Here is a 26,855-nt window from a genome sequence, read left to right as displayed (position 1 = left end):
CGGCTCGTCTGGATCAGAGCGCCGGGACAGTAATTCGAATAATAATGATGCGCATAAGGCTCATGTGGCGCCTTATAGGCCCCGGCGCGCGCGGGGTAAAGATGCGCGCGCACCGGGCCGCCCGGCCCTGCCGTCAGCCGTCGCCGTCAGCTTCCCGGTCAGGCCAGAAGCGCATCGGCGACCGACCGGGCGATGACCCGTTCCTCGTCGGTGGGGATCACCAGCACCTCGGTCGCGCCGGCACCGATCCGGGTCTCGCTGGCGGCATTGGCGGCGGCGTTCTCGGCCAGGCCCAGAAACTCCATCCCCTCCAGCACCCGGGCGCGGATGGCGGCGGCGTGTTCGCCGATGCCGCCGCAGAATACCAGCCCGTCGATGCCGCCCAGGATCGCTGCCATCGCCCCCAGCTCGCGGCGGATACGGAACACGTAATAGTCCACCGCCTGGGCGGCGCGGGGATCGTCGCTGTCCAGCAGCGTGCGCATGTCATGGCTGATCTCGGACAGGCCCTTGAGCCCGCTGTCGTGATAGAGCAGGTTCGAGATCTCATCCGCCCCCATGCCCTGCGCCATCAGGTAGAGCAGAACACCGGGATCGAGCTGGCCGCAGCGGGTGCCCATCGGCAGGCCGTCCAGCGCCGAGAACCCCATGGTCGACCCCACGCTCTGACCGCCGCGGATCGCGCACATCGAGGCGCCATTGCCCAGATGCGCCACCACCACCCGGCCCTTGTAGAGATCGGGCCAGTCGTGCCGCAGGCAGGAGGTAATGTAATCGTAGCTGAGCCCGTGGAAGCCATAGCGGCGCACCCCGTGTTCGTAATACTTGCGCGGCAGCGCGAAGGTATCGTTCACGAAGGGATGGCCGCGGTGAAAGGCGGTGTCGAAACAACCGATCTGCACCGATTCGGGAAATTCCTTCTGCGCCGCATAGACCGCCGCCAGGTTGTGCGGCTGGTGCAGCGGCGCCAGCTGTTCCAGCGTCCTGAGCTTGGCCAGCACCCGTTCGGTCAACACCTCGGGTTCGCCGAAGCTCTTGCCCCCGTGGACGATGCGGTGCCCGACCCCCATCACCACCCGGCCGTCCAGCGCCGGCTGAATGGCATGCAGGATCTCGTGCAGCGCCACGGCGTGATCGGCGGGGCCGATCTCCTCCGCCGCGCCGCCCTGAAGCTTCATCCGGGCCAGCGGGCCGAGGTTCTCGACCTGGCCCTTGAGCAACAGCACGGGTTCCTCGGCCACCTGATAGACCCCGAATTTCACAGAGGAGCTGCCGGCGTTCAGCGTCAGGATCGCGCTCATGCCCCGGCCTCCCCGCTCACCGCCGCCATCATCCCCGAGGCATGCGCCGCCAGCGCCGCCACCGCGCAGGACACCAGCCGCGCCTTGTCGTCATCGGCCCGGCTGGTCAGGATGATCGGGCATTTCGCCCCCATCACCACGCCGCCGGCTTCGGCATGGGCCAGAAAGGTCAGCTCCTTGGCCAGCATGTTGCCGGCTTCCAGATTGGGCGCCATCAGGATCTCCGCCCGACCGGCGACCAGCGAGTGAATGCCCTTGGTCGCGGCCGCGCCGATATCCACCGCGTTGTCCATCGCCAGCGGCCCGTCGACCAGCCCGCCGGTGATCTGGCCACGCTCGGCCATCTTCGACAACGCCGCCGCATCCAGCGTCGAGGGGATCGCGGGATTGACCACCTCCACCGCCGACAGCACGCCGACCTTGGGTTGTTCGATCCCCAGCGCATGGGCCAGATCGATGGCGTTCTGCACGATATCGGCCTTGGCGGCGAGATCGGGGGCGATATTGATCGCCGCATCGGTCACCATCAGCAGATGGTCGAGCCCCGGCACATCCATCACGAAGACATGGCTGAGCTTGCGCCCGCCCTTCCTGAGCCCGCCGTCGCGCTTGACGACCTCATGCAGCAGCACATCGGTATGCAGATGCCCCTTCATCAGCGCCGCGACTTCACGGGCCCGCACCATCCGCACAGCCTCCTGCGCGGCCAGCGCGTGATCGCGCACATCGACGATCCGGTAGGGGGAAAGGTCGATACCCTCGGCCGCCGCCGCCTCGGCGATACGCTCGGCATGGCCGACCAGCACCGGATCGATCAGCGTGTGTTCCGCCGCCAGGATGGCACCGGCCAGCGCATCGGGCTTCTCTGGGGCGACCACCGCCGTGGGAATCGCCGCCAACGGCTCCGCCATCTCCAGGATACGGTCGAAATGCACATGGCGCTGCAGGGTCAGCCCGGGCACCTCGCCGGCCTTGAAACTCATCGCCTTCTCAGGGGCGTAGACCTCGGCTTCGCCCTCCAGCACGCGGCTGCCGCCGGTGGTCTCGACCCAGGTGTCGAAGGTGACCAGCCGATCGGCTCCCTTGCCGGTCAGCCGCACCTTGACGGTCAGCGCGTCGCCGGCATGGGCGCGGCCGATGAAACGCAGCGTCTGCGAATGATAGAGCGTGCCCGGCCCCGGCAGTTCGCAGCCCAGCACCGAAGAGATCAGCGAAGCGATCCACATCCCCGGCGCCACCGCCTCGGGCCGGCCGTCGCCATCGCCGTCCTCCTCAGGCAGGTGCATCGGGTTCATGTTGCCCGAGCTGTTGGCGAAAATGAACAGATCCTCGGCCCGCAGCGTCCGCTCGTGCGCCGCCTCCATGCCGATTTCGAGCTGATCGAACGGGACATTCTGAATGGTCGGAGTGGTCAAGCCCTCGGCCTCCCTGTGACGTTTCTCCCGGGGCTACCGCCCGGGGATGACAGAACCGTTAAACCGGCTGGGAAACCCTGCGGCAAGGGGGTCGCCGCGTCGCAGCAAGGATCGGCCGGGCGCTGCGGCCCGATTGGGCGGTTTCGGCGCAGCACCCCGACCGGCGCCGCGCCCGGGCCCGGGTCGCGCCGCCCGCCTGAGGACGGAGGCGGCACGGCCCGGAAGGGGCATCACTTGCGATAGATGAAGCAGCGCCCCTCGACCGCGCCCTCGGGCAGCGGCAATTCGGTCAGCGTCTCGAAATACATCCGGTCGGAGGAGACCATCAGCCCGCCCTCCGCCAGCAGCGGTTCGATCAGCGGCGACACCTTGCGGGCGAAGACATCGTTCTTCGCCCGGTTGTGGCCACCCAGATCGGCATGGACCAGGCTGGCGGTCGGACCGAACCGCGCCAGCGCCGCCGGCAGCGTCTCCATCACGTCACCCAGCAGGGTAAAGGCCTCCTCCGGTGTCGAATCGGGATGCGAGGCGACGGCGCGTTCGAAGACGTAGATATCGCGGCCCTCAATCTTCTCGCGCATGTGGTGATAGGTGCGCCCGTTGCCGAGCCCCAGTTCGAACACCGGCCCCGGCATCGCCGCCGTCTGGGCGATGGCGTAGTCCAGACAAGCGCGTTGCGACACCATCCGGTCGATGAAAAGATCGAGTCTGCTCATGGGGCCCTCCTTGCGGCCTGCGGGTTCGCCCCCCTCTTGCCAAATGCGGCGCGCAATGTGTAGCCGGCAGAGGACAAATGCCGCCGGAACCCCGCATCCGGCAATTGGGGTTTGACTATCGGCATAGAGCCACGCGATTGTACCGCCAACAACCTGTTGGGGGGTATGACATTGAATTCGCACCGAATGCGGTGGCCGGGGCGCAGCTGAATGGCCGCCCTTCTGACCGTCGAGAACCTGAGCATCGGCTTCGGAACCTTCGATCCGGTGGTGCAGGACGTGAGCTTCAGCCTGGCCCCGGGGGAGACCCTGGCGCTGGTGGGCGAGTCCGGTTCGGGCAAGACGGTCACCTGCCGCGCGGTGCTGCGCATCCTGCCGCGCAACGCCCATATCCACAGCGGCCGGGTAGTTCTGACCTGCGACGGCAAATCCACCGATCTGACCACGCTCAGCGAACGGCGGATGCGCGACGTGCGCGGCAACCAGATCTCGATGATCTTTCAGGAGCCGATGCGCTCGCTGTCGCCGCTGCACCGGATCGGCAATCAGGTGAGCGAGGTGCTCTGGCTGCACCGCCGCATGAGCGAGTCGCAGGCGCGCAAGACAGTGCTGGAGACCTTTGAGCGGGTCGGCTTCCCCGATCCCGACCGCGCCTATCGCTCCTATCCGTTCGAGCTGTCGGGCGGCATGCGGCAACGGGCGATGATCGCCATGGCGATGGTGTCGAAACCCGATCTGTTGATCGCCGACGAGCCGACCACCGCGCTCGACGTGACGACGCAGGCCCAGGTTCTCGGGCTGATCAAGGATCTGCAGCAGGAAACCGGCATGGGGCTGATCCTGGTCACCCACGACCTGGGGGTGGTCGCCAATATGGCCGAGCAGGTGGTGGTGATGCATCGCGGCCGGGTGATGGAATCGGGTGCCGCGGCGCCGCTGCTGAAGGCGCCGGCGCATCCCTATACCCGGCAGCTGTTCGAAGCCGCCCCCGCCATCCCCGAGGTGATCCCGCGCCCGGCCCCGGCCGCCGAGAGCGATCTGATCCTGGAGATGCAGGCGGTCTCCAAGACCTATACGCTGCGCGCCGGATCGGCCTGGCGCCCGGATGTGGAAATCCACGCCTGCCGCGGCGTCGATCTGGCGCTGCCGCGCGGCAAGACCCTGGCCATCGTCGGCGAAAGCGGCTCCGGCAAGACCACGGCCGCGCGTATCGCGCTCGGCGCCGAGTTGCCCGATCCCGGCGGTGCGGTCTGGTTCCGCCCGGCCCACGGCGACCCGATCGCCGTTCACGACATGACCCGCGCCCAGCGCACCGCCTTTCAGCGCGAAGCGCAGATGGTGTTTCAGGATCCCTATTCCTCGCTCAGTCCGCGGATGCGGGTGCTGGACGCGCTGACCGAACCGCTGGAGATCCACCGGATCGGCAGCGCCGCCGAGCGCCGCGACCGTGCCGCCGACATGCTGCGGCAGGTCGGGCTGAACGCCGATATGCTGCAGCGGTTCCCGCATGCCTTCTCCGGCGGTCAGCGGCAGCGGCTGTCGATCGCCCGGGCGATGATGCTCGACCCCTCGCTGATCGTCTGCGACGAGCCGACCTCGGCGCTGGATGTCTCGGTGCAGGAGCAGATCCTGCAACTGCTGGAGGACATCCGCGACCGGATGAACCTGAGCTATCTGTTCATCAGCCACGATCTGGCGGTGGTCGCCCGGATCGCCGATGAGGTCGCAGTGATGCGGCAGGGGCTGGTGGTCGAACAGGCCCCGCCCGAGGTGCTGTTCCACGATCCCCGCCACCCCTATACCAAGGCGCTGATCGCGGCCCAGCCGCAGCCCGATATCGACCGCCCGATCAACCTCAAGCTGGTCGCCGCCGGGGCCGGATCGCCGGAAACCTGGCCCGAAGCCTTTCGTTTTTCCGCCAGCGTGATACCGTCTCTTACCGAATTCGAACCCGGCCATAAGGTACGTTGCCATGTCTGATCGCACCCTTGACCGAAGCCGACGCGCCTTCCTGCTGTCGTCGGTTTCGCTGGCCACCGTCATGATCCCGCTGGCCACCGCGGCGCTGCCGGCGCTGCAGGAAAGCAGCTTCTGGCAGTCCGAGGTCACCGCCGGCGACCTGCCGCCGGTGAACGACCGGCTGCCCGATGTGCCGCTGGTGGTCGATCTGGAGGCCAAGGGCCGCCGGCTCGGCACCCAGGGCGGCACGCTGCGCACCATGGTGACCCGCAGCAAGGACATCCGCCAGATGGTGGTCTACGGCTATGCGCGGCTGATCGGCTATGACGAGGCCTATCAGCTCCGGCCCGATATCCTCGAAAGCTACGAGAACGAGGCCAACCGCAAGTTCACCCTGCGGCTCCGGCCCGGGCACAAATGGTCCGATGGCGCTCCCTTCACCTCAGCCGATTTCGCCTATTGGTGGGACGATGTGGCCAACAATCCGCAGCTGTCCCCCGCCGGGCCGCCGGATTTCCTGCGCGTCGATGGCGAAATGCCCGTGGTCAGCTTTCCCGATGCCACCACGGTGATCTTCGAATGGAGCCGGCCGAACCCCGGGTTCCTGGAAAATCTGGCGCTGGCGCGGCCGCCCTTCATCTTCCGCCCGGCGCATTTCCTCAGGCAGTTCCACGTCAAATACGCCGATGCCGCGCAGCTGGCCGAGGCCGTCGAGGAAGCGCGGGTCAAGAGCTGGGCAGCGCTGCACAACAAGCTCGACAACATGTACAAGTTCGACAACAGCGCGCTGCCGACGCTGCAGCCCTGGATGAACGCGACTTCGGGCAAGAAGATCCGCCATCTTTTCGTGCGCAATCCCTATTTCCACCGGATCGACACCACCGGCGTGCAGCTGCCCTATATCGATGTGATCGAGATGGAGATCGTCGCCCCCGGGCTGATCGCCGCAAAGTCCAATGCCGGCGAGGCCGACCTGCAGGGCCGCGGCCTCGATTTCCGCGATATCTCGATCCTCCGCAAGGGCGAGGCCGATGGCGGCAATTACCGCACCCTGCTGTGGCCTACCGGCGTCGCCTCGCAGATCGCGATCTATCCCAACCTAAATTACAACGACAAAGGCTGGCGCGACGTGCTGCGCGACGTACGGGTGCGCCGGGCGCTGTCGCTGGGGATCGACCGCAACACGATCAACCAGGCCCTGTATTTCCGGCTGGCCAAGCCCGGCGCGATGACCGTGTTGCCGCAAAGCCCGTTCTTCGACCCGGAGAACCGCGCCGCCTGGGCCAGTTTCGATCCCGATCAGGCCAATGCGCTGCTGGATGCCGCCGGTCTCGACCAACGCGCCGGCGACGGCACCCGCCTGCTGCCCGACGGGCGGCCGATGGAACTGGTGATCGAGACCGCCGGCGAACGGCAGGAGGTCGAGAACGCGCTGCAGATCGTCACCGACACCTGGCGCGAGATCGGGGTCAAGCTGATCATGCGGCCACTGGACCGCGATATCCTGCGCAACCGGGTCTATGCCGGTAACACCATGTGTTCGGTCTGGTTCGGCTGGGACAACGGCATCCCGCAGCCCTACACCGCGCCCGACTATCTGGCGCCGCGCCAGCAGGAATTCCTCGCCTGGCCCAAATGGGGACAATATTACCAGACCGATGGCGCCGCCGGAGAGCCGCCCGACATGGCGCCGGCACAGCAGCTGATGCGGCTGGCCGCCGACTGGCAGGATGCCACCGACGACGACCAGCGCAGCGCGGTCTGGCGCGCCATGCTGAAGATCCACGCCGAGGAAATCTATGGCATCGGCATCCTGGCCGAGGCGCCGCAGCCGATCGTCGTCAACAAGCGGCTGCGCAACGTGCCGGAAAAGGCGCTCTGGGCCTGGGACCCGGGGGCGCATTTCGGCATTCACCGGCCAGACGAATTCTTCTTCGCCGATGACGGCTGATCGGATCCCGGCATGATGCTCCTGCGCTATGCGATCTACCGTTTCGCGACCATGCTGCTGACGCTGCTGGTCGTCTCGGCACTAATCTTCCTGATCATCAACCTGCCGCCGGGAGATTACCTGTCGAACCAGATCGCCGAGCTGCGGGCCAGCGGCCAGGATGCGGGCGTCGCCAAGGCGGAGTTCCTGCGTCACGAATACGCGCTGGATCGGCCGCTGTGGGAACAATACATGATCTGGGTCGGTTTCATGCCCGGTCCCAACGGCTTCTCCGGGCTGATCCACGGCAATTTCGGCTGGTCCTTCGAATTCGACCGCCCCGTCGCCGAGATCGTCGGCGAAAGCCTGTGGCTGACGGTTCTGGTCAATCTGGCGGCGGTGCTCTTCGTCTATCTGGTGGCGCTGCCGCTGGGGGTGCTGGCGGCGGCGAGATCAAAGACCTGGGTAGATTACACCTCGGCCTTCGTCGGCTATCTCGGGCTGGCGACGCCGAACTTCCTGCTGGCGTTGATCCTGTTCTACTACGGGCACAAATATTTCAACCTGCCGATCGGCGGGCTGATGGACCCGCGGTTCGAAGGCCAGCCGATGACCTCCGACAAGGCCTGGTCGATCCTGGTCCACCTGATCGTGCCGACCTTCGTGATCGGCACCTCGGGGGCGGCGGCGATGATGCAGCGGCTGCGCGCCAACCTGCTGGACGAACTGGGCAAACCCTATGTCGAAACCGCCATTGCCAAGGGCATGAGCCCACGGCGCATGCTGACGAAATATCCGCTGCGCATGGCCTTCAATCCCTTCGTCGCCGATATCGGCAACCTGCTCCCTTCGATGGTATCGGGCTCGGTTCTGGTTTCGGTCGTGCTGGGGCTGCAGACCATCGGCCCGACCCTGCTGACGGCCCTGAAGACACAGGATCAGTTCCTGTCCGGCTTCGTGCTGATGTTCGTGGCGCTTCTGACACTGGTGGGCACAATGGTCTCCGACGTGCTGCTGGTGCTGCTCGATCCGCGCATCCGTTACGAGGGGCGCGAGACATGAGCCGGCTTCCCGACGGGCGCTATGTCGACGATGCGCCCTATGACCCGCAGACCAGCATCCAGCAGATCGAACGCCGCGATCTCGACGCGCCGAACTGGCTGCTGGTCTGGCGCAAGTTCCGCCGTCACAAGCTGGGGCTGATCTCCGGCCTCTTCCTGCTGCTGAGCTATCTGATGCTGCCCTTCGCCGGCTTCATCGCGCCCTATACGCCGAACCAGCGGATGTCCGAACATCTCTATGCACCGCCGCAGTCGATCAAGCTGTGGCATGAGGGCAAATTCGTCGGTCCCTATGTCTATCGCACCACCTCGGAACCCGACATGGAGACCTTCCAGTGGAAGTTCGTGCCCGACACCAGCCGACCGATCCCGCTGAAGTTCTTCTGCAAGGGCGACAGCTATCACCTCGCCGGGCTGTTTCCTTCCGAAACGCATCTGTTCTGCGCCCAGGAGGGGGCCACCGTCTTCCTCTGGGGGTCCGATCGGCTGGGGCGGGACGTGTTCAGCCGCATCCTCTACGGCGCGCAGCTGTCGCTGACGGTGGGCCTGATTGGCATCACGGTCTCTTTCCTGCTGGGCATCGGCTTTGGCTCCATCGCCGGCTATTTCGGCGGCAAGATCGACTGGGTGATCAACCGGGTGATCGAGATCCTGCGATCGCTGCCGGAGCTGCCGCTGTGGCTGGCGCTGTCGGCGGCGGTGCCGTCGAACTGGGGGCCGGTCTCGGTGTTCTTCATCATCTCGGTCATCCTGGGCATTCTCGACTGGCCCGGGCTGGCGCGATCGGTACGCGCCAAGTTCCTCTCGCTCAGGGAGGAGGAATACGTCCGCGCCGCCGAGATGATGGGCGCCTCCTCCGGGCGGGTGATCCGCAAGCACCTGCTGCCGAACTTCATGTCGCATCTGATCGCCTCCGCCACGCTGTCCATCCCGGCGATGATCCTGGGGGAGACCGCGCTGTCCTTCCTCGGGCTCGGGCTGCGGGCGCCGGCGGTCAGCTGGGGGGTGATGCTGAACGACGCGCAGAACCTCGCCTCGATCGAGATCTATCCCTGGACCGCGATCCCGATGCTGCCGATCATCGTGGTGGTGCTGGCCTTCAACTTCCTCGGCGACGGGCTGCGCGACTCGCTCGATCCCTACGACAGCTAGGCCGCCTCAGCCCGCCGGGCGGGGCGCCTGCTGCGCCGTGGCCAGGTTGCGCCGCACCGCTTCGGCCAGCGCCGCGACCTCGGCCGTGCCTGCCGTCTTGCCGGTCAGACAATAGAGGTAGTCGGCGCTGCGCCCCAGCCGGGTGTCCCAGCTTTCGCGCCGGTCCAGCGCGTCATAGCCGAACTGGTGGAAATAGAGGATCTGGGCGCGCACCTCGGCCTCCGCCTGCGGATAGCCGTAGCGGCGGAACATCGCGGCAAAGGCCTCGATCCGCTGCGCGTCGGAACTGTCCACCGCCCGGCGCACCGCATCCGACCGCCGCGCCCAGTCGCGCACCGCCAGATCCAGCGGGATGTCGAATTCCCCCGGCGCCGCCCAATCGGCGATCAGCTGGCCGACGGCGAAGTTGATGGTCTCGGCCGGCCGGGCCGCGGCGGCCACCAGCAACTGGGTATTGGTCTGCTGCCAATGCTCCAGCAGGCTGTCCAGCAACTCTGCCCGGTTCTTGAAATACCAGTAGAAGCTGGAGCGCGCGCACTCCAGCCTGCGGGCCAGTTCCAGCACCCGCACCCGGTCGACCCCCTCCGCGATCAGCGTCTCCAGCGCCGCCTGCACCCAGTCGGCCCGCGTGGTCCGGCCCGGGCCGCGCCCGCGCCGCTTGCCACCCTGTGCTGAATCCTGCGTCAAAGGCCCGCGCCCGCGATCCGGGAAAAACGTACATCATTGAACATAAGCGCGCCTCCTTCTATGCTCGCCCCCAAGGGACCGGAACCCAGAGCTTCGCATCGCGGGAACGCCATGAACAAGACTTATTCAGCCCTGAACCTGTTTCGCGAGGGCCTGCGCGGCCAGCGCGGCTGGGCCCCGGCCTGGCGCAGCCCGAAGCCGAAACCCGCCTATGATGTCATCGTCATCGGCGGCGGCGGCCATGGGCTGGCGACGGCCTATTACCTGGCCAAGGTGCACGGGGTGCGCAATGTCGCGGTTCTGGAAAAGGGCTGGATCGGCGGCGGCAACAGCGGCCGCAACACCACTGTTGTCCGGTCGGACTACTACTATCCGGAAAGCGCCGCGCTCTACGACATGTCGGTCCGCCTCTATGAGGGGCTGTCGCGCGAGCTGAACTACAACATCATGCTCTCGCAACGCGGCATGATGATCCTCGCCCATTCCGAGGCAGAGATGGAGATCGCCGCGCGGCAGGTCAACGCGATGCAGATCAACGGCATCGACTCGCAACTGCTGGACACCGAGGGTGTGCGCAAGCTGGCGCCGATCCTGAATTTCGACCGCGGCGCGCGCTATCCGATCCACGGGGCGATGTACCAGGGGCGCGGCGGCACCGCGCGCCACGATGCCGTGGTCTGGGGCTTTGCCCGTGGCGCCGACCGGCTCGGCGTCGATATCATCCAGAATTGCGAGGTCACCGATGTGATCGTCGAAGGCGGCCGCGTCACCGGTGTTGCCACCACCCGGGGCGAGATTCGGGCCGACCGCATCGGCGCGGCGGTGGCCGGCCATTCCTCGGTTCTGGCGCATATGGCAGGCTACCGGCTGCCGATCCATTCCTACGCGCTGCAGGCCTTCGTCTCCGAACCGCTGAAACCGGTGCTGGACACCGTGGTGCTGTCGCCCGGCCATGGCACCTATGTCAGCCAGTCCGACAAGGGCGGGCTGGTCTTCGGCGGCGGGCTGGACCGCATCCCCTCCTACGGGCAGCGCGGCAACCTGCCGGTTCAGGAAACCGTCATCGGCGGGCTGAGCGAGATGGTGCCCATGTTCTCCAAGGTGAAGCTCCTGCGCCACTGGGCCGGCATCGTCGATGTCACCCCCGACAGCTCCCCCATCATCGGGCCGTCCGGGGTCGAGGGGCTCTATCTCAACTGCGGCTGGGGCACCGGCGGCTTCAAGGCGATCCCGGTGGGCGGCTACATGCTGGCCCATATCCTCGCCACCGGACGCCATCACGACCTGTCGCGTCCCTTCGACCTCAGCCGCTTCACCAGGGGCCGGCTGATCGACGAAGGCGCCGCCTCCGGCATCGCGCATTAGAAAGGACCGGCCATGCAGCTCTTCCCCTGCCCCTTCTGCGGTCCGCGCAACGAGCGCGAGTTCCACTATGTCGCCGAACCAGGCAAGACCCGCCCCGATACCACCGGCGACATCACCGCCGAGGATTGGGCCGCCTATCTCTACGACACGAAAAACGAAAAGGGCCCGGTGCGCGAGGTCTGGATGCATCTGACCTGCCGCGAGCTCTTCGTGATGGAGCGCGACAGCGTGACGATGGACGTTCTGGGCAGCAAAACCCTGCGCCGCACCCTGCCCGCGGAGGGTGCGGCATGAGCGGCCGGCGTCTCTCTCAGGGCGGGTTGATCGACCGCAGCCGTTTGCTGCGTTTCCGCTTCGACGGGCGCGATTTCACCGGCCATCCCGGCGATACCCTGGCCTCGGCGCTTCTGGCCAGCGGCGTGCGGGTAATGGGGCGGTCGTTCAAATATCACCGCCCCCGTGGGCTCTGGGGCGCCTGGTTCGACGATCCCAACGCCGTCTTCAACGTCCGCCTCAGGGGCGATGAGCTGCCGAACTGCCCCGCCACGACCACCGCGCTGGTCGATGGCATGCAGGCCCGGGCGGTGAACGCCTGGCCCAACGCCGAAAACGATCTCAAGGGCGGGCTCGACCTGTTCCACCGCTGGCTCGGAGCCGGATTCTACTACAAGACCTTCATGTGGCCAGACTGGCACCTGTTCGAGCCGTCCATCCGCAAGATGGCCGGGCTCGGCGCCGTCGACGGCAAGGCGATCGACGGCTATGTCGCCGATCAGCTCCATGACGATTGCGATCTGCTGGTCGCCGGCGGCGGCGCGGCGGGTCTGGCGGCGGCGCGCGCGGCGGCGGAGGCCGGGTATTCCGTGGTGCTGGCCGACGATCACCCCACGCTGGGCGGCAGTCTCTATCAGGGCGATGAGCCCATCGAGGGCGAAGAGCCGCAGGCCTGGGTCGCGGCGCAGGTGGCGGCGATCCGTGCCGCCGGCGGCCGCATCCTCACCTCCACCACTGTCTTCGGGCTCTACGATCACGGGCTCGCGGCGTTGGCCGAGGATCGCGGCTTCGCCCGCGCGCCCCGGCTGTGGCGGCTTCGGGCGCGGCGCACGCTGGTGGCCACCGGCGCCATGGACCGGCCCATCACCTTCGCCGACAACGACCGCCCCGGGGTGATGTCGCTGCAGGGCGCGGCGGAGTTTCTCGGCCGCTACGGCGTTCTGGCCGGCCAGCGGATCGCGGTGCTGTCCAACAATTCGCACTCCGCCCCGATCGTCGCCCGCCTGCGCGCCGCCGGCGCCGAGGTGATCGAGGCCGACCCGGCCGAAGGCGCTCCCCGCGCACTGGGGGGCAAGCGGCTGAGCGGGGTTCAGATCGGTGCCCGCAAGATCGACTGCGACACCCTCCTGGTCTCCGGTGGGCTGACACCGACGGTGCATCTGTGGCGCCATGCCGGCGGCAAGCTGGACTGGAGCGCTGAAAAGGCCGCCTTCGTCCCCGGCGCCGGACCCGACCACATGCTGGCCGCCGGCGCCGCCAATGGCACCTTCGACCTGGACCCAGCGCTGGCCGAGGCCCGCGCCGCCGCCCTTGGCACGCCTCACGCGACCGGTGCCTCCGGCTACCGTGTCAGGCCGCTCTGGCCGCAGCCCGGCAGCAAGGGCAGGCAATGGATCGATTTCCAGCATGACGTCACCCTGAAGGACGTCGAGCTGGCGGCGCGGGAAAACTATGTCTCGGTCGAACATCTGAAACGCTACACCACCCTGGGCATGGCCGCCGATCAGGGCAAGACCGCGAATATGGCCGGCCTCGCCGCCATGGCCGCGATCCAGGGCCGCCCGATCCCCGAGGTCGGCACCACCACCTTCCGGCCGCCCTTCGTGCCGGTGCCGATGGAGCTCTATCACGGCACCCGGCGCGGCCAGGCAGTCAACCCGCTGAAGCGGCTGGAGCTGGAACCCCAGCATCGCGCCGCCGGCGCGGCGATGGGCGAATACGGCGGCTGGCTGCGGCCGGCCTGGTACGGCCCCGAGGATCAGTCCGCCATCACCGCCGAGGTCCAGGCGGCGCGGCAGGCGGCGGGTGTCTTCGACGGCTCCCCCCTCGGCAAGATCGAGGTCATGGGCCCGGATGCCGCCGCCTTCGTCAACTTCATCTATTACAACACCATCGCCACGCTAGAACCCGGGCATATCCGCTACGGCTTCATGCTCAGGGAAAACGGGCTGATCTTCGACGACGGTGTCATCGCCAGGCTGGCCGAAGACCGCTTCCTGATCTCCTGCTCCTCCTCGCATGTCGCCGGGGTGGAGGCGATGCTGGAAAGCTGGCGCCAGGACGGCAACGACCCCGACCGCATCTTCGTGCATGACACCACCCAGCACTGGGCGACGATCACCGTCACCGGTCCGCAGGCGCGCGCCATCGTCGCCGCCCTCGACACCGGTGCCGATCCGGCGACGCTCGCGCATATGACCCTGACCGAGGGTCGCTTCGGCGACAGCCCGCTGCGCATCGCCCGGGTCAGCTTCACCGGCGATGCGAGCTTCGAGTTGTCGGTCCCCGCCTCCCGCGCCGCCGATCTCTGGCAGGCGGTGCTGGCGGCCGGCACGCCGCTCGGTGCCCGGCCCATCGGGCTCGAGGCGATGTCGGTGCTGCGCGCCGAGAAGGGCTTCATCATGGTCGGCAAGGACACCGACGGGGAAACCATGCCGCACGACCTGGGCTTCGATGTCCCGCGCCGGAAGAAGAAGGCCGCCTTTGTCGGCGACCGGGCCCTGCAGACAGAGGCGGCCAATGCCGCCGACCGCCGCCAGCTGGTCGGGCTGCGGGTCGCCGACAGTGGCACCGTGCTGCCCACCGGCGCCCATATCGTCACCGGCGACGGCCCGCAGCGGTCGATCGGCTTTGTCACCTCCAGCTATTTCAGCCCGACGCTGGACCGGCCGATCGCGCTGGCGCTGCTGGAGTCCGGACAGCAGCGGATCGGCGACCGGGTGCAGCTGCGCCACCTGGGCCAGAGCCTGAGCGCGACGGTCACCGCCCCCTGTGCCCTGGATCCTGAGGGAGAGCGTCTGAATGCGTGATGACAGCCAGTCCTGGGCGCCGCCGCCCGATCACAGCCAGCCCCTGCACGGCGCCGGCGTGACGGTGACCCGCATCCTGCCGGTGCGGCAAACCCTGATCAGCGCCCCGGATATCCTGACGCGACAGCCCGCGGCACTTGGCTGGCCCGATGTGGCCACCGGCGACCGCTACAGCCTCTGCCTGCGCCGTGACCGGGTGCTGGAGATCAACGGACCGGAACGCGCGGCGGGCTGGCACGATGGGCAGGCGATCTCCGACATCACCGATGGGTTGATCGTCTTCGAGATCGCAGGCGCCGCCGCCCTGGCGCTGATCCAGCGCGGCACGGAGATCAGCGAGAGGCAGCCGTCGCGCTCGGTCCAGCGGCTGGGCTTCGGGACCGAGCTGATGCTCTACCGCTGGGAAGACCGGCTGCGCCTGCACGCCCCGCGCGCCGATGGCCCGGCGCTCTGGCACCGGCTGAAAGCGCATCTCGACCTGATGGGCTGAAGGGGGCTGAACCCCCTCAGCGGTCGTCGGCGTGGCCGCCGCCCTGCTCCAGATCGTCGTCCTCGATGGCCCCCTGCACCGCTCCCGCCACGGCTTCGCGCTGCTCCGGCGTCAGCTCCTTGCTGTCGCCGTCGGCCAGCCGCACGGTCACCTCGCGATGGGCGAACTTGATGCCCTCGCGGGCAAAGAGCTCGCGGATTTCCTCGTAGACGCGCTTGCGCACCAGGAACTGATCGCCCGGTTTGGTCATGAACTTGACCCGGATGATCATGGCGCTGTCCTGCATCTCGATCACGCCCTGGGATTTCAGCGGCTGGATGAAGTTATCGCCGATCACCGGATCGCTCAGCAGCTCCTGCCCCAGCCTTTTGATCAGCTTGCGGACCTTTTCCACATCGGTGTCATAGGTCACCCGCAGGGGCAGCTTCATGATCACCCAATCGCGGGAGAAATTGGTCAGCACCTTGATCTCGCCGAAGGGAATGGTGTGCAGCGCGCCCAGGTGGTGACGCAGCTGGAACGATCGGACCGATATCTTCTCCACCGTGCCCTTCACGTCGCCGATGTCGATATATTCGCCCTTGCGAAAGGCATCGTCGATCAGGAAGAACGCGCCCGAGAAGATATCGCGCACCAGCGTCTGCGCCCCAAAGCCCACCGCCAGGCCGACGACGCCAGCGCCGGCGAACAGGGGGCTGACGTTGATGCCCAGTTCCATCAGCGCGATCAGCCCGATGGAGACGACGACGACCGCCAGGATGGCGCCGCGAAACAGCGGCAGCAGCGTCGCCAGGCGGCTGGCCCCGGCGGCCCCGCCCTCGTCGCCCAGTTCCGATTCCCCGGCCTCTCCCGCCTCCTCGGCGATGCGGCTGTCAATCCAGATCCGGAACATGTGATAGACGACATAGCCGATGAAGAGGATCACAATCACGTCCATCAGGCTGTCGACCATCGGGTTCTGGCTGAGCCGGCGCTTGGTGTCCCAGATCAGCACCAGCGCATAGACGCCGGCGGTGAAGGCGAGCAGCCCCGAGACATGGCGCGCCAGCTGTTCGTAGGTGGTGATCGACGGCGCATGCAGCCGCAGCGACCGGGACAGGCCGCTCGCCTCGGCCTCGGCCCGTTCGGCGGCGGTGGAAATGTCGTTCAGCACCGCCCGCCCGCGGCTGCGCGCGAAATAAAGCTCGATGCCGTAGTTGATCGCCGCATAGACCACGATGATGGCAACGAAGCTGGAATAGGCCGCGGCAATCGGCGGGATGCCCACCGGCACCTCCATCACCAGTTCATAGAACAGCCGCAGCCAGGAATAGATGAAATAACCCAGCATCACCGGCGCCCAGAGATAGGACAGCATGCGTGCCATCCAGGTCACCTCGGTCACCGCGCGACCGCCGCGGATCGCATGGCTGATCGCCCGCCCGTTGACCACCAGCAGCAGCACGTTCCCCAGCGCGCCCAGCAGCGTCAGCATGCCGTAGAGCAGCGCATAGGCGTTATAGTTCAGCCCGAAATCGTTGATCCAGGTACTGAACACCACCGTCGCCACGTTGAAGGAGGTCAGCGCCGAGGCCCAGTAGTAGATCCGCCGCGCATCGCGATCAGAGAAATGCGGCATCCGGTACTGGCTGAGGAACGGCGATAGGATCATCCGCCACAGATCGGAGACCGAACGGGAGACGAAGAAGGTCGCGAAAATCGCCGTCGCCGTCAGCTGCACCGACAGATCGTCGCCGTAGCGGGCAAAGATCGTCCCGAGGATCAGCGCCACCACGATGCACAGCACCGTGCCCAGCATGCCGGCGAAAAAGCGGTAGACCAGGAAGGGCATCTTTTCCAAATAGCCGCGCGGCGCTGCCTTGACCTTGGGAATGATGAATTTTCCCGCCAGATGCGGGCCGTAGACCCGGGCATAGATGATATAGCCGATCACCAGGAACACGATGTTCCAGAACAGCACCTCGGCATAGGTCCTGATGCGCCCGTCGGGACTGGTGGCGCGCAAGATATAGGCGACTTCGTTGATCGAATTGGGCAACGCGTCGAGCCGTTCGCGCAGCGCGAGGCGGAAGGCATCGATGCGGCTCTGCGCCATCATCATTGACGAGCCGCCCTTCATCCCGCTCCCCGCGCCGGTGCCATCGGCCTTCCCCGCGCCCGCCTCTGCCGGCACCGTCGGGCCCGCATCCGAGGTGGCGGCGGTCGGCACCGGCCGGCCCTCAGGGTCGACGACGATCACCTTCACCCCGGCGGCGGCGGCCTGCTTCAGCGCCTCGGCCAGATTGTTCACCGGATCGGCTGCGGCGGCGTCGGCGCCGGAACGGCCGGTCGCCGTGCTGCTGCCGGTTCCCAGCGAGAACAGCGATTGCGCCATCCCGGGCAATGGTGCCAGCATCAGCAGCCAGAACATCAGCACCAGACGTAGCAGCATGGTCATTCCTCGGCCCGGTTCCTGTCGCGCATGTTTCCGTCACGCTACAGGAGCGCGATTTTCAAGGCAAACCCGGATGATCGGTCATAGATGAACCGCAGAAACCTGTTTGCATTCAGACCCGATTTCACTAGTACGGGCGTGTCCGCCAGCGCCCAGGCCCGTGCGGACCAAGGCAAGCAAGAGACAGGCGATGGCCAGGCAAGGCAATCAGGACAGGATCGCGGTGCTGGGTCTCGGCTATGTCGGGCTGCCCCTGGCTGTGGCATTGGCCCGCGCCGGCTTCGACACCGTCGGCTTCGACACCGATCAGGCGCATATTGCGGCGCTGCGTCAGGGCCGCGACCGCAACGGCGAGGTGTCCGGCGCCTCGCTCAGCGCGGCCCAGATGCAATTCGCCGCCGAGCCCGGCGATCTGGCCGGTTGCACCACCTTCATCATCGCGGTGCCAACCCCGATCACCGACGCCAAGACCCCGGATCTGGAGCCGCTGCGCGCCGCCTGCCGCACCATCGCCCCCCATCTGACCCCGGGCGCGCTGGTGGTGGTGGAAAGCACCGTCTATCCCGGCGTCACCGAAGAGGTCTGCGGCCCGGTGCTCGCCGCGCTCTCCGGGCTGACGCTCTATGACGACATCAAACTGGCCTATTCGCCGGAGCGGGTGAACCCCGGCGACGCCGAACATTCGCTGCAGGATGTGGTCAAGATCATCTCCGCGCAGGACGCGGAAACGCTCGACCGGGTCGAGGCGCTCTATGCACCGGTGGTCAAGGCCGGGCTGCACCGGGCGAGCTCCATCATGACGGCGGAGGCCGCCAAGGTGATCGAGAACACCCAGCGCGACCTGAACATCGCCCTGGTCAACGAATTCTCGCTGATCTTCTCGCGCCTCGGGCTCGATACGCTGGAGGTGCTGGAGGCGGCGGGCACCAAGTGGAACTTCCTGCCGTTCCGGCCCGGCCTGGTCGGTGGCCACTGCATCGGCGTCGACCCCTATTACCTGACCTATCGCGCCGAACAGCTGGGCTATCACCCCGAGGTGATCCTGGCCGGCCGCCGCATCAACGACCAGATGGGCAAGCATGTCACCCATGAGCTGATCAAGGCGCTGCTGGCGCGCGGCGCCAATCTGGCCCGGGCCCGGGTTCTGGTGATGGGCTTCACCTTCAAGGAAAACTGTGCCGACACCCGCAACACCCGGGTCGCCGATATCGTTTCCGAGCTCGAAGCCTATTCGCTGGGCGCCGATGTCTACGATCCCTGGGTCGACCCCGCCGCCATCGCCGCGGAATATGGCATCACCCCTATCGCCAGCCCCGATGCCGGGGCCTATGATGCCATCATCGTGGCCGTGGCGCATAAGGAATTCACCGATATGGGCAGCGACGCCATTCGCGGCTTGGGCAAACCGGGGGCGGTCCTGTACGATATCAAGGGGATTTTCGGCAAATCGGGCGCTGACCTGAGGCTGTGACAGCATGATGACGGGCGGGACATATCAGAGCCATCTGCGGCAACGGGACCGTGCGCCGCGGGTCATGCTCTACAGCCATGACACCTTCGGACTGGGGCATCTGCGCCGGTCGCGCGCGCTGGCCGGGGCGATCACCCGCGCCATGCCGGAGGCCTCGGCCCTGATCCTGACCGGATCGCCGGTGGCCGGCCGCTTCGCCTTTCCGCGCCGGGTCGATCATATCCGCCTGCCCGGCGTCACAAAACGCTCCGACGGTTCCTATGTCGCCCAGACCCTGGGGCTCGACATCGAGGAGATCACAGATCTGCGCGCGGCGCTGATCGAAACCTCCGCCCGGCAATACGAGCCCGACATCCTGATCGTCGACAAGGAACCCTCTGGATTTCGCGGCGAACTGCTGCAGACGCTGAAACTGCTGCGGGCAGGCGGCCGGACCAAGCTGGTGCTGGGTCTGCGCGACGTGCTCGACGATCCCGAGCTGCTGGCCGCCGAATGGTCGCGCAAGGGCGCGGCCGAGGTGATGCAGGAGTTCTACGACGAGATCTGGGTCTACGGGCTGCGCGAAATCTACGATCCGGTCGCCGGTCTCAACCTGCCGGCATCGGTGCGGGCGCGGATGCACTGGACCGGCTATCTGCGCCGCGATCTGGGGCCGGGTGCAGCCCATGCGTCCGACGACGACCCCTATGTGCTGATCACCCCCGGCGGTGGCGGCGACGGCGAATTCATGGTCGATCTGGTGCTGTCCGCCTATGAGCAGGACCCCGATCTGGGCCCCCGGGCGGTGATCGTCTATGGCCCCTTCCTGTCCGGCGACACCCGCGCCGAATTCGAGGCCCGCGTCGCCCGGCTGGAGGGGCGGGTCAGTGCCGTGGGCTTCGAATCCCAGATCGAACCGCTGTTCGCCAACGCCCGCGGCGTGGTCTGCATGGGCGGCTACAATACATTCTGCGAGGTGCTCTCCTTCGACCAGCGGGCGGTGATCGTGCCGCGCACCGTGCCGCGGCTGGAACAATGGATCCGCGCCTCGCGGGCGGAGGAACTGGGCCTGGTGCGCATGCTGGAAGAAGGCCGCGACGGGCTGACCCCGGCGGCGATGATCCGCGCCATCCGCGACCTGCCCGGCCAGCCGCTGCCGTCACAGGCCATGCGGGACGGCCGGCTGTCGGGGCTCCTCGACGGGCTCGACGACGTGACCCGCCGGGTCTCCGCCCTGCTGGACCACCCGGCCGGACAGGCAGCGGAATGACCCTGCAGTCCCCGCCGCTCGCCGTTGTGGTGAAGGGCTGGCCGCGCTTGTCCGAAACCTTCATCGCCCAGGAACTGGTCGCGCTGGAAGAGGCCGGGCTGCGCTTCGACATCTGGTCGCTGCGCCATCCCACCGACGTCAAGCGCCACCCGCTGCACGACCGGCTGAGGGCCAGGGTGCGCTATCTGCCGGAATACCTCCATGACGATCCCGCCCGCGTCGCCCGTGCCCGGGGGATCGCCCGCGCCCTGCCCGGCTACCCGCAGGCCTATGCGATCTGGCGCGCCGATCTGCGCCGGGACCAGAGCCGCAACCGCATCCGCCGCTTCGGTCAGGCCTGCGTTCTAGCCGCCGAACTGCCTGAGGGCACCCGCGGCCTCTACTCCCACTTCCTGCACACCCCCAGTTCGGTCGCCCGCTATGCCGCGATCATGCGCGGCCTGCCCTGGAGCTATGCCGCCCATGCCAAGGATATCTGGACCTCGCCCGACTGGGAGAAGCGCGAGAAGCTGGCCGGCCCCCATGCGGCGATCTTCGGCGCCACCTGCACCGCCTATGGCGCCCGGCACCTGCGTGATCTGGCCGGCGATCCGGCCAAGGTCGATCTGATCTATCACGGGCTCGACCTGTCGCGCTTTCCGCCGCCGCCGCAGCGGCCGCTGCGCGCGCCCGGGGCACCGCTGCATCTGCTGTCGGTGGGACGGCTGGTGGAGAAGAAGGGCTTCGACCGGCTGATCGCGGCGCTGGCGCTGCTGCCCGGGGATATCGACTGGTACTGGACCCATATCGGCGGCGGCGAGCTGCGCGCGCCGCTGGCCGCCCAGGCCGAAGCCGCCGGCATCGCGGCGCGGATCGACTGGCGCGGCGCCTGCGACCAGCCCGAGGTGATCGCCGCCATGCGCGCAGCCGATCTCTTCGTCCTGCCCAGCCGCATCGCCGCCGACGGCGACCGCGACGGGCTGCCCAACGTGCTGATGGAGGCAGCCTCGCAGCTGCTGCCGGTGATTTCCACCGCCGTCGCGGCGATCCCCGAGTTCATCGACAGCGGCAAACAGGGGCTGCTGGCCGGCGACGATCCCGCCGAACTGGCGCAGGCGATCGAGACCCTCGGCCGCGATCCGGCTCGCGCCGCCAGCATGGCCGACGCCGCCCGCGCCCGGCTCTTGGCGGAGTTCACCATGCAGCCCGGCATCGACCGGCTCGCCGCCAGGCTGCGCCGGATGATCGCCACCGCACCCGCCCTGGCCCGATGACCCCGATCGCCTTTTACGCGCCGCTGAAACCGCCCAATGCCTCGACGCCCTCCGGCGACCGGGAAATGGCGCGCAACCTGATCGCCGCCATTGGCGCCGGCGGGGCGGAGGTGCGGCTGGTCTCGGACCTGCGGCTGCATGACAAGACCGGCGATCCCGCCCGGCAGGCCGCGCTGCGGCGGCGGGCTGCGGATGAGGTCGCGCGGCTGATCCCCGCCCTCGGTCAGGATCGCCCGGCGCTCTGGGTGACCTATCACAATTACTACAAGGCGCCCGATCTGATCGGCCCCGCGGTCTGCGCCGCGCTGGACCTGCCCTATGTCCAGCTCGAGTCCACCCGGGCCAAGAAGCGGCTGACCGGCCCCTGGGCGGAGTTCGCACAGGCGGCAGAGGCCGCCTGCGATGCGGCGGCGGTGATCTTCTACCTGACCGCGAACGATCTGATCACCCTGGACCGCCATCGTCCGGCGGGGCAGCGGCTGGTGCATCTGCCGCCCTTCCTGCCCGCCGACGGGCTGCCGGCGGCCTCCGGCTGCGACGGCCCGATGCTGAGTGCCGGCATGATGCGGGCCGGCGACAAACTCTCCTCCTACCGCATCATCGCCGAGACCCTTGCCCATCTGCCCGGCGACTGGCGGCTGGAGATCGCCGGCGATGGCCCCGCCCGGGCCGAGGTCGCGGCGCTGATGGCCCGCTTCGGCAACCGGGTCCGCTTTCTCGGCCTGCTGGACCGCACAGCACTCACCGCCGCCTATGCCCGCGCCGGGCTGTTCTTCTGGCCCGGGGTGAACGAGGCCTTCGGCATGGTCTATCTCGAAGCCCAGGCCGCCGGCCTGCCGGTGGTGGCCCAGGACCGCCCCGGGGTGCGCGACGTGCTGCTGCCCGGCGATTACCCGACACCCGAGGCCGGCCCCGAAGCGCTGGCCCGCACCCTGAGCCGCCTGCTGGACGATCCCGCGCTGCGCCGCGCCCGGGGGGCGGAGGCCCGCGCGATGATTGCCGCCACCCACCTGCGCCCGGCCGCGACCGACCGGTTCTGGTCCGCCGTGGCCCCCTTGCTGGAGCCCGCCGCATGATCCGCCTCGCCCTCCTCCGCCATGGCCATACCGGCTGGAACCGGCAGGGCCGCATTCAGGGCGCCAGTGACATCCCCCTGGACGATGAGGCGCGGGCCAGCCTTGCCGCCCTGCGCCTGCCCGGCGCCTGGGCCGGGGCAGAGCTCTGGTCCAGCCCACTGGAGCGCGCGGCAGAGACCGCCCGACTGGTGGCCGGCCGCGCCCCCCGGCTCGTCCCGGAGCTGATGGAAATGAACTGGGGCGCGTGGGAGGGGCAGCGCGGCCTCGACCTGCTGGCCTCGCCCGACAGCGGCTTCCGGCATATCGAGGATTGGGGCTGGGACTATCGCGCGCCCGGCGGCGAAAGCCCGCGCGACCTCTGGACCCGGCTCCGCCCCTGGCTCGCCACGCTCGACCGCGACGCGGTGGCGGTCTGCCACATCGGGGTGATGCGGGTGCTGCTGGCGCGCGCCCATGGCTGGGACTTCGACGGCCCCGCCCCGTTCCGGATCAAGCGCAACCGGCTCTATCTGCTGCAGGTCTCCGGCGACCGCCTCATCCCGGAGGGCGAACCGATCCGGCTGATCCCGGCGGAGACAGCGCCATGAAGGTGATGATCGTCGTCACCCACCTGCTGGGCACCGGCCATCTGGCGCGCGCGCTGACCCTGGGCCACGCCTTCGCGGCCGCCGGTCACGAGGTGCTGATCGCCTCCGGCGGCCGCCCGGCGCCGCATCTGGACCGCGGCGGGCTCGGCTGGCTGCAACTGCCGCCCCTGGCCTCGGACGGGGTGGATTTCACCCGCCTGCTCACCGATCGCGGCGAGGAGGCCGATGCCGCCTGGCTCGACGCCCGCATCACCGCCCTGCGCGAAGGGCTGACCGCCTTCGCCCCCGATGTGCTGATCACCGAGCTCTTCCCCTTCGGCCGCCGCAGCCTGTCGGGGGAATTCCTCGCCCTGCTGGAAACCGCCCGCGACATGCGGCGGCGGCCAGTGGTGCTCGCCTCGATCCGCGATATCCTGGCGCCGCCCTCGAAACCGAAGAAGGCGGCCCGCGCCGAGGAAATCGTCACCGCATTCTACGACGCGGTGCTGGTGCATTCCGATCCCGCCGCGACCACACTGGACATCAGCTGGCCGCTGACCCCGGCGCTGACGCGGAAACTGCGCTATACCGGCTATGTCGCGCCACCGGCGCCCGCCCCGCACCCGACCGGCGAAGGCCAGGGCGAAGTGCTGGTCAGCGCCGGCGGCGGTGCGGTCGGCGATCCGATCTTCGAAACCGCGCTGGCCACCGCCCGGCTGCGTCCCGATCTGAGCTGGCGGCTGCTGGTCGGCGGCGGCGATCCCGAGCGTCTCGCCGCGCTCCGCCATGCCGCCCCCGCCAATGCCCGGGTGGAACCCGCCCGCCCAGATTTCCGCCAGATGCTGCCGGCCGCCCGCGCCTCGGTCAGCATGTGCGGCTACAACACGGCGATGGATCTGCTGCAGGCGGGCACCCCGGCGGTGCTGGTCCCCTTCGATGCCGGCAAGGAGGTGGAACAGGGCCTGCGCGCCGCCAGCCTCGCCCGTCTGCCGGGCATTTCCCTGCTGCCCGCCGCCGATCTGGATGCCGCCGCCCTGGCCACCGCGCTGGACCGGGTGATCGCCGCCGGCCCGCGACAGGGCAGCGCGCTCAGATTTGACGGCGCCGCCCGATCCGTGGCAATTGCCTCAGAGATGGCAGAGGCAGGCAGATGACCCCGGACTGGACCCCGCTCGACCGTGAACTCGACCGCTGGCGCGCCGCCGGGCGGATGCTGCCGGTCTGGTGGCGCGACGACGATGCCGTCGCCCCCGGCGCCCGGCTCGGCGAACTGATGGCGCTGTCGGACATGACCGGCTTTCCGGTCCATCTGGCGATCATCCCGGCGCAGGCCAGCCCGGCGCTGGCCGATCTGGTCGCCAGCCGACAAACTCTGATCCCGCTGGTCCACGGCTGGGCACATCGCAGCCACGCCCCCCGGGGCGAGAAAAAGGCCGAATTCGGTGCCCACCGGCCGCTGCCCGACATGGCGGCAGAGGCCCGCAACGGGTTGCTGCGCCTCTCCGCCCTGTTCGGCCCGGCGCTGCGTCCCGTCTTCGTGCCGCCCTGGAACCGCATCGCGCCGGAGATGGTGGCGCTGCTGCCGGCGCTCGGCTACCGGGCGATCTCGACCTTCACGCCGCGGGCAAGGGCCGAGGCCGCGCCGGGACTGCAGCAGATAAACACCCATCTCGACCCGATCGACTGGCGCGGCAGCCGGTCGCTGGCCGATCCCGACCGGCTGATCGCCCAGATGGCCGGCGATCTGGCCGACCGCCGCGAAGGCCGCGCCGATGCGGCCGAGCCCTACGGGCTGCTGACCCACCACCTGGTCCATGACGCGGCGATCCAGGATTTCACCGCAGCGCTGCTGACCCGGCTCGCCGCCGGCCCGGTCCGCCGCTGGATCTTTCCCACCGACCCCGAGGAGACGACATGAGCCGATTGGATTCCATGCTGCGGCGGCTCGCCGCGCAACGCGACGGGCTGAACTGGGCCGCCGAGCAGATCGCGGGCCTCTCCGGCGATGTCGTCGATCTCGGCCTCGGCAACGGCCGCACCTACGACCACCTGCGCGAAATCCTGCCCGACCGCCGCATCTGGGTGATCGACCGGGTGCTGCAGTGCCACCCCTCCTGCACCCCGCCCGAGGCGGATTTCCTACAGGGCGAGGCCGAACCGATGCTGCGCAAACTGGCCGAGACCGGCGCCCGCATCGTGCTGGCGCATTACGACTTCGGCTTCGGCATCAAGGAAAAGGACGTGGCAGAGGCGGCCCGGCTGTCGCCGCTGATCGCGGCAGTGATGGCGCCCGGCGGGATCATCGTCTCGGGCCAGCCGCTGGTCGGCTTCGCCCCGCTCACCGGACCGGACAGCATCGCGCCCGACCGCTACCTGTTTTACCGCGCCTGACCGGCCGGGACGGCTCCGCGATCTTTTCTGGCCGCAAACATCCCCGCCGGAGGCACGCGCGCCCTCAGGCGCGCGCGCTCGGATCACGCCACCCGGCGCCCCTGAACCCAGACCGCGTGCAGCACCGGCACTTCGCCGCGCAGTCCGAAGCGGATCAGATCGGCGCGCTTGCCGGTCTCCAGCACCCCGCGATCGGCCAGACCCACCGCCGCCGCCGGGGTGCGGGTGACCGTCGCCAGGCCGCGCGCCAGATCGCCCCACATCGTCCCCAGCCGCACCGCCGACAAGAGCAGCGCCGCCGGCACGTAATCCGAAGACACGATGTCCAGAAGCCCCAGTTCCGCCAGTTCCGAGGCCGCCACATTGCCCGAATGCGACCCGCCGCGCACCAGGTTGGGCGCCCCCATGATCACCTTGATGCCGTGCTCCCGGCAGGCCCGCGCCGCCTCCACCGTGGTGGGAAATTCCGCCAGCCCGATGCCATAGGCGGCCGAGGTCGCCACCTGCTCCGCCGTGGTGTCGTCATGGCTCGCCAGCACCGCGCCGAAGCGCGCCGCCTCGGCCACCACCGCTTGCTCATGCGCCTCCCCCAGCCGGTCGCGCAGCGATTTCAGCTGCGCCACATGCTGCAGGAAGTCGTCGTCGCTCATCGCGTGCTTGCCCTTCATGTATTGCTCAAGCTTCGAGATGTCGCGGAATTGCCGCTGCCCCGGGGTGTGATCCATCAGGCTGACCAGCCCGACCCGGTCGGCCTCGCCGAATTCGGAGAGCTCCTCCATCAGCGTCTCGGAACAGACCTCGGCGCGCAGGTGCAGGAAATGGCTGATCTTCAGTGCATCGGCGGCGCGCAGCTCCATCAGCTCGCTGGCCAGCTGGCGGGCATATTTCAGGTAACGTCCCTTGCCGTTGGGGATCGAGCCCACCCGCATCGCATCGAAGACGGTGGTGATGCCGGTGCCCGCCAGTTCCGCGTCATGCGCCAGCATCGCCGCCGCATGCGGCCAGTCGACCTTGGGGCGCGGCTGGATATGGCGTTCCAGGTTGTCGGTGTGCAGCTCGATCAGCCCCGGGGCAAGGTAATCGCCGCCGCAATCCACCGCGCCGGCCGGCACCCCGGTGCCGCTGTCGATCGCCGCGATCCGGCCGTCCACCAGGGTGACCCCGCCGGCCACGACCTCCTCCGGCAGAACCAGCAGGGCATTGGCAAGATGTAGTGTTTCTGTCATCTGATTATCGCATTTTCTGGGGAAAGACCC

22 protein-coding genes are annotated in these 26,855 nt (G+C 68.3%); 16 read left to right on the top strand and 6 right to left on the bottom strand.

Annotation, left to right across the window (positions count from 1 at the left end; all coding sequences use genetic code 11):
- Positions 1-158: 158 nt before the first annotated feature.
- The 3 genes from QO033_RS15170 to QO033_RS15160 all read right to left on the bottom strand — a co-directional run bounded on the left by QO033_RS15170 (position 159) and on the right by QO033_RS15160 (position 3,432).
- Positions 159-1,301 carry an acetate/propionate family kinase gene (locus tag QO033_RS15170; protein ID WP_284481827.1) on the bottom strand — a complete coding sequence of 381 codons (1,143 nt, stop codon included), beginning with the start codon at positions 1,299-1,301 and terminating at the stop codon, positions 159-161.
- Positions 1,298-2,716: a bifunctional enoyl-CoA hydratase/phosphate acetyltransferase gene (locus tag QO033_RS15165; protein ID WP_284481826.1), complete on the bottom strand. Its 1,419-nt coding sequence runs from the start codon at positions 2,714-2,716 to the stop codon at positions 1,298-1,300. The genes QO033_RS15170 and QO033_RS15165 overlap by 4 nt, the downstream gene beginning before the upstream one ends.
- 230 nt (positions 2,717-2,946) lie before the next feature.
- The gene (locus QO033_RS15160) at positions 2,947-3,432 is read right to left on the bottom strand and encodes a class I SAM-dependent methyltransferase (protein ID WP_284481825.1); all 486 of its coding nucleotides are present in this window, start codon (positions 3,430-3,432) and stop codon (positions 2,947-2,949) included.
- Positions 3,433-3,642: 210 nt separating this feature from the next.
- On the opposite strand from QO033_RS15160, the gene QO033_RS15155 reads away from it, so the two are divergent.
- From QO033_RS15155 to QO033_RS15140, 4 genes are all read left to right on the top strand, one after another.
- The gene (locus tag QO033_RS15155; RefSeq protein ID WP_284481824.1) at positions 3,643-5,412 is read left to right on the top strand and encodes an ABC transporter ATP-binding protein; all 1,770 of its coding nucleotides are present in this window, start codon (positions 3,643-3,645) and stop codon (positions 5,410-5,412) included.
- Positions 5,413-5,473: 61 nt separating this feature from the next.
- Positions 5,474-7,342 carry an ABC transporter substrate-binding protein gene (locus QO033_RS15150; protein WP_284481890.1) on the top strand — a complete coding sequence of 623 codons (1,869 nt, stop codon included), beginning with the start codon at positions 5,474-5,476 and terminating at the stop codon, positions 7,340-7,342.
- Positions 7,343-7,354: 12 nt separating this feature from the next.
- Positions 7,355-8,383: an ABC transporter permease gene (locus QO033_RS15145; protein WP_284481823.1), complete on the top strand. Its 1,029-nt coding sequence runs from the start codon at positions 7,355-7,357 to the stop codon at positions 8,381-8,383.
- A complete protein-coding gene (locus QO033_RS15140) occupies positions 8,380-9,534 on the top strand; it encodes an ABC transporter permease (protein ID WP_284481822.1) in 1,155 nt (384 codons plus the stop codon). Before QO033_RS15145 ends, QO033_RS15140 begins: the two co-directional genes overlap by 4 nt.
- Before the next feature lie 6 nt (positions 9,535-9,540).
- Here the strand turns inward: QO033_RS15140 and QO033_RS15135 are convergent, their stop codons facing one another.
- Positions 9,541-10,221, bottom strand: coding sequence for a TetR/AcrR family transcriptional regulator (locus tag QO033_RS15135; protein ID WP_284481821.1), 681 nt, complete (start codon positions 10,219-10,221; stop codon positions 9,541-9,543).
- Positions 10,222-10,332: 111 nt separating this feature from the next.
- Between QO033_RS15135 and QO033_RS15130 the strand changes: the two genes are divergently transcribed.
- From QO033_RS15130 to QO033_RS15115, 4 genes are read left to right on the top strand one after another with little or no spacing between them, the layout of a single operon-like run.
- Positions 10,333-11,586 carry a sarcosine oxidase subunit beta family protein gene (locus tag QO033_RS15130; protein WP_284481820.1) on the top strand — a complete coding sequence of 418 codons (1,254 nt, stop codon included), beginning with the start codon at positions 10,333-10,335 and terminating at the stop codon, positions 11,584-11,586.
- Positions 11,587-11,598: 12 nt separating this feature from the next.
- Positions 11,599-11,880, top strand: coding sequence for a sarcosine oxidase subunit delta (locus QO033_RS15125; protein ID WP_284481819.1), 282 nt, complete (start codon positions 11,599-11,601; stop codon positions 11,878-11,880).
- On the top strand, positions 11,877-14,669 hold the full coding sequence (locus QO033_RS15120; protein WP_284481818.1) for a 2Fe-2S iron-sulfur cluster-binding protein: 2,793 nt from the start codon (positions 11,877-11,879) through the stop codon (positions 14,667-14,669). Before QO033_RS15125 ends, QO033_RS15120 begins: the two co-directional genes overlap by 4 nt.
- Positions 14,662-15,159 (top strand): hypothetical protein, encoded by a 498-nt coding sequence (locus QO033_RS15115; RefSeq protein WP_284481817.1) that lies wholly within the window; start codon positions 14,662-14,664, stop codon positions 15,157-15,159. Before QO033_RS15120 ends, QO033_RS15115 begins: the two co-directional genes overlap by 8 nt.
- Positions 15,160-15,175: 16 nt before the next feature.
- Here QO033_RS15115 and QO033_RS15110 read toward each other — a convergent pair whose 3' ends face one another.
- On the bottom strand, positions 15,176-17,596 hold the full coding sequence (locus QO033_RS15110) for a mechanosensitive ion channel family protein (RefSeq protein ID WP_284481816.1): 2,421 nt from the start codon (positions 17,594-17,596) through the stop codon (positions 15,176-15,178).
- A gap of 187 nt (positions 17,597-17,783) precedes the next feature.
- Between QO033_RS15110 and QO033_RS15105 the strand changes: the two genes are divergently transcribed.
- Genes QO033_RS15105 through QO033_RS15070 form a run of 8 tightly spaced genes read left to right on the top strand, consistent with a single transcriptional unit; the run spans position 17,784 to position 25,599 of the window.
- The gene (locus QO033_RS15105; RefSeq protein WP_284481815.1) at positions 17,784-19,064 is read left to right on the top strand and encodes a nucleotide sugar dehydrogenase; all 1,281 of its coding nucleotides are present in this window, start codon (positions 17,784-17,786) and stop codon (positions 19,062-19,064) included.
- Positions 19,065-19,068: 4 nt separating this feature from the next.
- A complete protein-coding gene (locus QO033_RS15100; protein WP_407682120.1) occupies positions 19,069-20,313 on the top strand; it encodes a glycosyltransferase family protein in 1,245 nt (414 codons plus the stop codon).
- The gene (locus QO033_RS15095; protein ID WP_284481813.1) at positions 20,310-21,566 is read left to right on the top strand and encodes a glycosyltransferase family 4 protein; all 1,257 of its coding nucleotides are present in this window, start codon (positions 20,310-20,312) and stop codon (positions 21,564-21,566) included. The genes QO033_RS15100 and QO033_RS15095 overlap by 4 nt, the downstream gene beginning before the upstream one ends.
- Positions 21,563-22,642, top strand: coding sequence for a glycosyltransferase family 4 protein (locus QO033_RS15090; protein WP_284481812.1), 1,080 nt, complete (start codon positions 21,563-21,565; stop codon positions 22,640-22,642). The genes QO033_RS15095 and QO033_RS15090 overlap by 4 nt, the downstream gene beginning before the upstream one ends.
- Entirely contained in the window at positions 22,639-23,229 is a 591-nt protein-coding gene (locus QO033_RS15085; protein WP_284481811.1) for a histidine phosphatase family protein, read from the top strand. Before QO033_RS15090 ends, QO033_RS15085 begins: the two co-directional genes overlap by 4 nt.
- Entirely contained in the window at positions 23,226-24,362 is a 1,137-nt protein-coding gene (locus QO033_RS15080) for a glycosyltransferase family protein (RefSeq protein WP_284481810.1), read from the top strand. The genes QO033_RS15085 and QO033_RS15080 overlap by 4 nt, the downstream gene beginning before the upstream one ends.
- On the top strand, positions 24,359-25,126 hold the full coding sequence (locus tag QO033_RS15075; protein WP_284481809.1) for a polysaccharide deacetylase family protein: 768 nt from the start codon (positions 24,359-24,361) through the stop codon (positions 25,124-25,126). Before QO033_RS15080 ends, QO033_RS15075 begins: the two co-directional genes overlap by 4 nt.
- Positions 25,123-25,599, top strand: coding sequence for a class I SAM-dependent methyltransferase (locus tag QO033_RS15070; RefSeq protein WP_284481808.1), 477 nt, complete (start codon positions 25,123-25,125; stop codon positions 25,597-25,599). Before QO033_RS15075 ends, QO033_RS15070 begins: the two co-directional genes overlap by 4 nt.
- Positions 25,600-25,682: 83 nt before the next feature.
- Here QO033_RS15070 and QO033_RS15065 read toward each other — a convergent pair whose 3' ends face one another.
- Positions 25,683-26,825: an alpha-D-ribose 1-methylphosphonate 5-triphosphate diphosphatase gene (locus tag QO033_RS15065; protein WP_284481807.1), complete on the bottom strand. Its 1,143-nt coding sequence runs from the start codon at positions 26,823-26,825 to the stop codon at positions 25,683-25,685.
- Between the last annotated feature and the right edge of the window lie 30 nt (positions 26,826-26,855).

The sequence above is a fragment of the Pseudodonghicola flavimaris genome, assembly GCF_030164425.1.
Classification (GTDB): Bacteria; Pseudomonadota; Alphaproteobacteria; order Rhodobacterales; family Rhodobacteraceae; genus Pseudodonghicola; species Pseudodonghicola flavimaris.
Note: the sequence above shows the minus strand (reverse complement) of the source record. Positions and strands in the feature narration are given on the sequence as shown.

Bases quoted from the DNA above. Each gene is read 5' to 3' on its own strand.
- QO033_RS15070 (WP_284481808.1), top strand. From the start codon at position 25,123: ATGAGCCGATTGGATTCCATGCTGCGGCGGCTCGCCGCGCAACGCGAC.
- QO033_RS15150 (WP_284481890.1), top strand. From the start codon at position 5,474: ATGATCCCGCTGGCCACCGCGGCGCTGCCGGCGCTGCAGGAAAGCAGC.
- QO033_RS15100 (WP_407682120.1), top strand. From the start codon at position 19,069: ATGATGACGGGCGGGACATATCAGAGCCATCTGCGGCAACGGGACCGT.
- QO033_RS15095 (WP_284481813.1), top strand. From the start codon at position 20,310: ATGACCCTGCAGTCCCCGCCGCTCGCCGTTGTGGTGAAGGGCTGGCCG.
- QO033_RS15160 (WP_284481825.1), bottom strand. From the start codon at position 3,432: ATGAGCAGACTCGATCTTTTCATCGACCGGATGGTGTCGCAACGCGCT.
- QO033_RS15145 (WP_284481823.1), top strand. From the start codon at position 7,355: ATGATGCTCCTGCGCTATGCGATCTACCGTTTCGCGACCATGCTGCTG.
- QO033_RS15120 (WP_284481818.1), top strand. From the start codon at position 11,877: ATGAGCGGCCGGCGTCTCTCTCAGGGCGGGTTGATCGACCGCAGCCGT.
- QO033_RS15105 (WP_284481815.1), top strand. From the start codon at position 17,784: ATGGCCAGGCAAGGCAATCAGGACAGGATCGCGGTGCTGGGTCTCGGC.
- QO033_RS15085 (WP_284481811.1), top strand. From the start codon at position 22,639: ATGATCCGCCTCGCCCTCCTCCGCCATGGCCATACCGGCTGGAACCGG.
- QO033_RS15140 (WP_284481822.1), top strand. From the start codon at position 8,380: ATGAGCCGGCTTCCCGACGGGCGCTATGTCGACGATGCGCCCTATGAC.
- QO033_RS15115 (WP_284481817.1), top strand. From the start codon at position 14,662: ATGCGTGATGACAGCCAGTCCTGGGCGCCGCCGCCCGATCACAGCCAG.
- QO033_RS15065 (WP_284481807.1), bottom strand. From the start codon at position 26,825: ATGACAGAAACACTACATCTTGCCAATGCCCTGCTGGTTCTGCCGGAG.
- QO033_RS15170 (WP_284481827.1), bottom strand. From the start codon at position 1,301: ATGAGCGCGATCCTGACGCTGAACGCCGGCAGCTCCTCTGTGAAATTC.
- QO033_RS15075 (WP_284481809.1), top strand. From the start codon at position 24,359: ATGACCCCGGACTGGACCCCGCTCGACCGTGAACTCGACCGCTGGCGC.
- QO033_RS15155 (WP_284481824.1), top strand. From the start codon at position 3,643: ATGGCCGCCCTTCTGACCGTCGAGAACCTGAGCATCGGCTTCGGAACC.
- QO033_RS15125 (WP_284481819.1), top strand. From the start codon at position 11,599: ATGCAGCTCTTCCCCTGCCCCTTCTGCGGTCCGCGCAACGAGCGCGAG.
- QO033_RS15110 (WP_284481816.1), bottom strand. From the start codon at position 17,596: ATGACCATGCTGCTACGTCTGGTGCTGATGTTCTGGCTGCTGATGCTG.
- QO033_RS15080 (WP_284481810.1), top strand. From the start codon at position 23,226: ATGAAGGTGATGATCGTCGTCACCCACCTGCTGGGCACCGGCCATCTG.
- QO033_RS15090 (WP_284481812.1), top strand. From the start codon at position 21,563: ATGACCCCGATCGCCTTTTACGCGCCGCTGAAACCGCCCAATGCCTCG.
- QO033_RS15130 (WP_284481820.1), top strand. From the start codon at position 10,333: ATGAACAAGACTTATTCAGCCCTGAACCTGTTTCGCGAGGGCCTGCGC.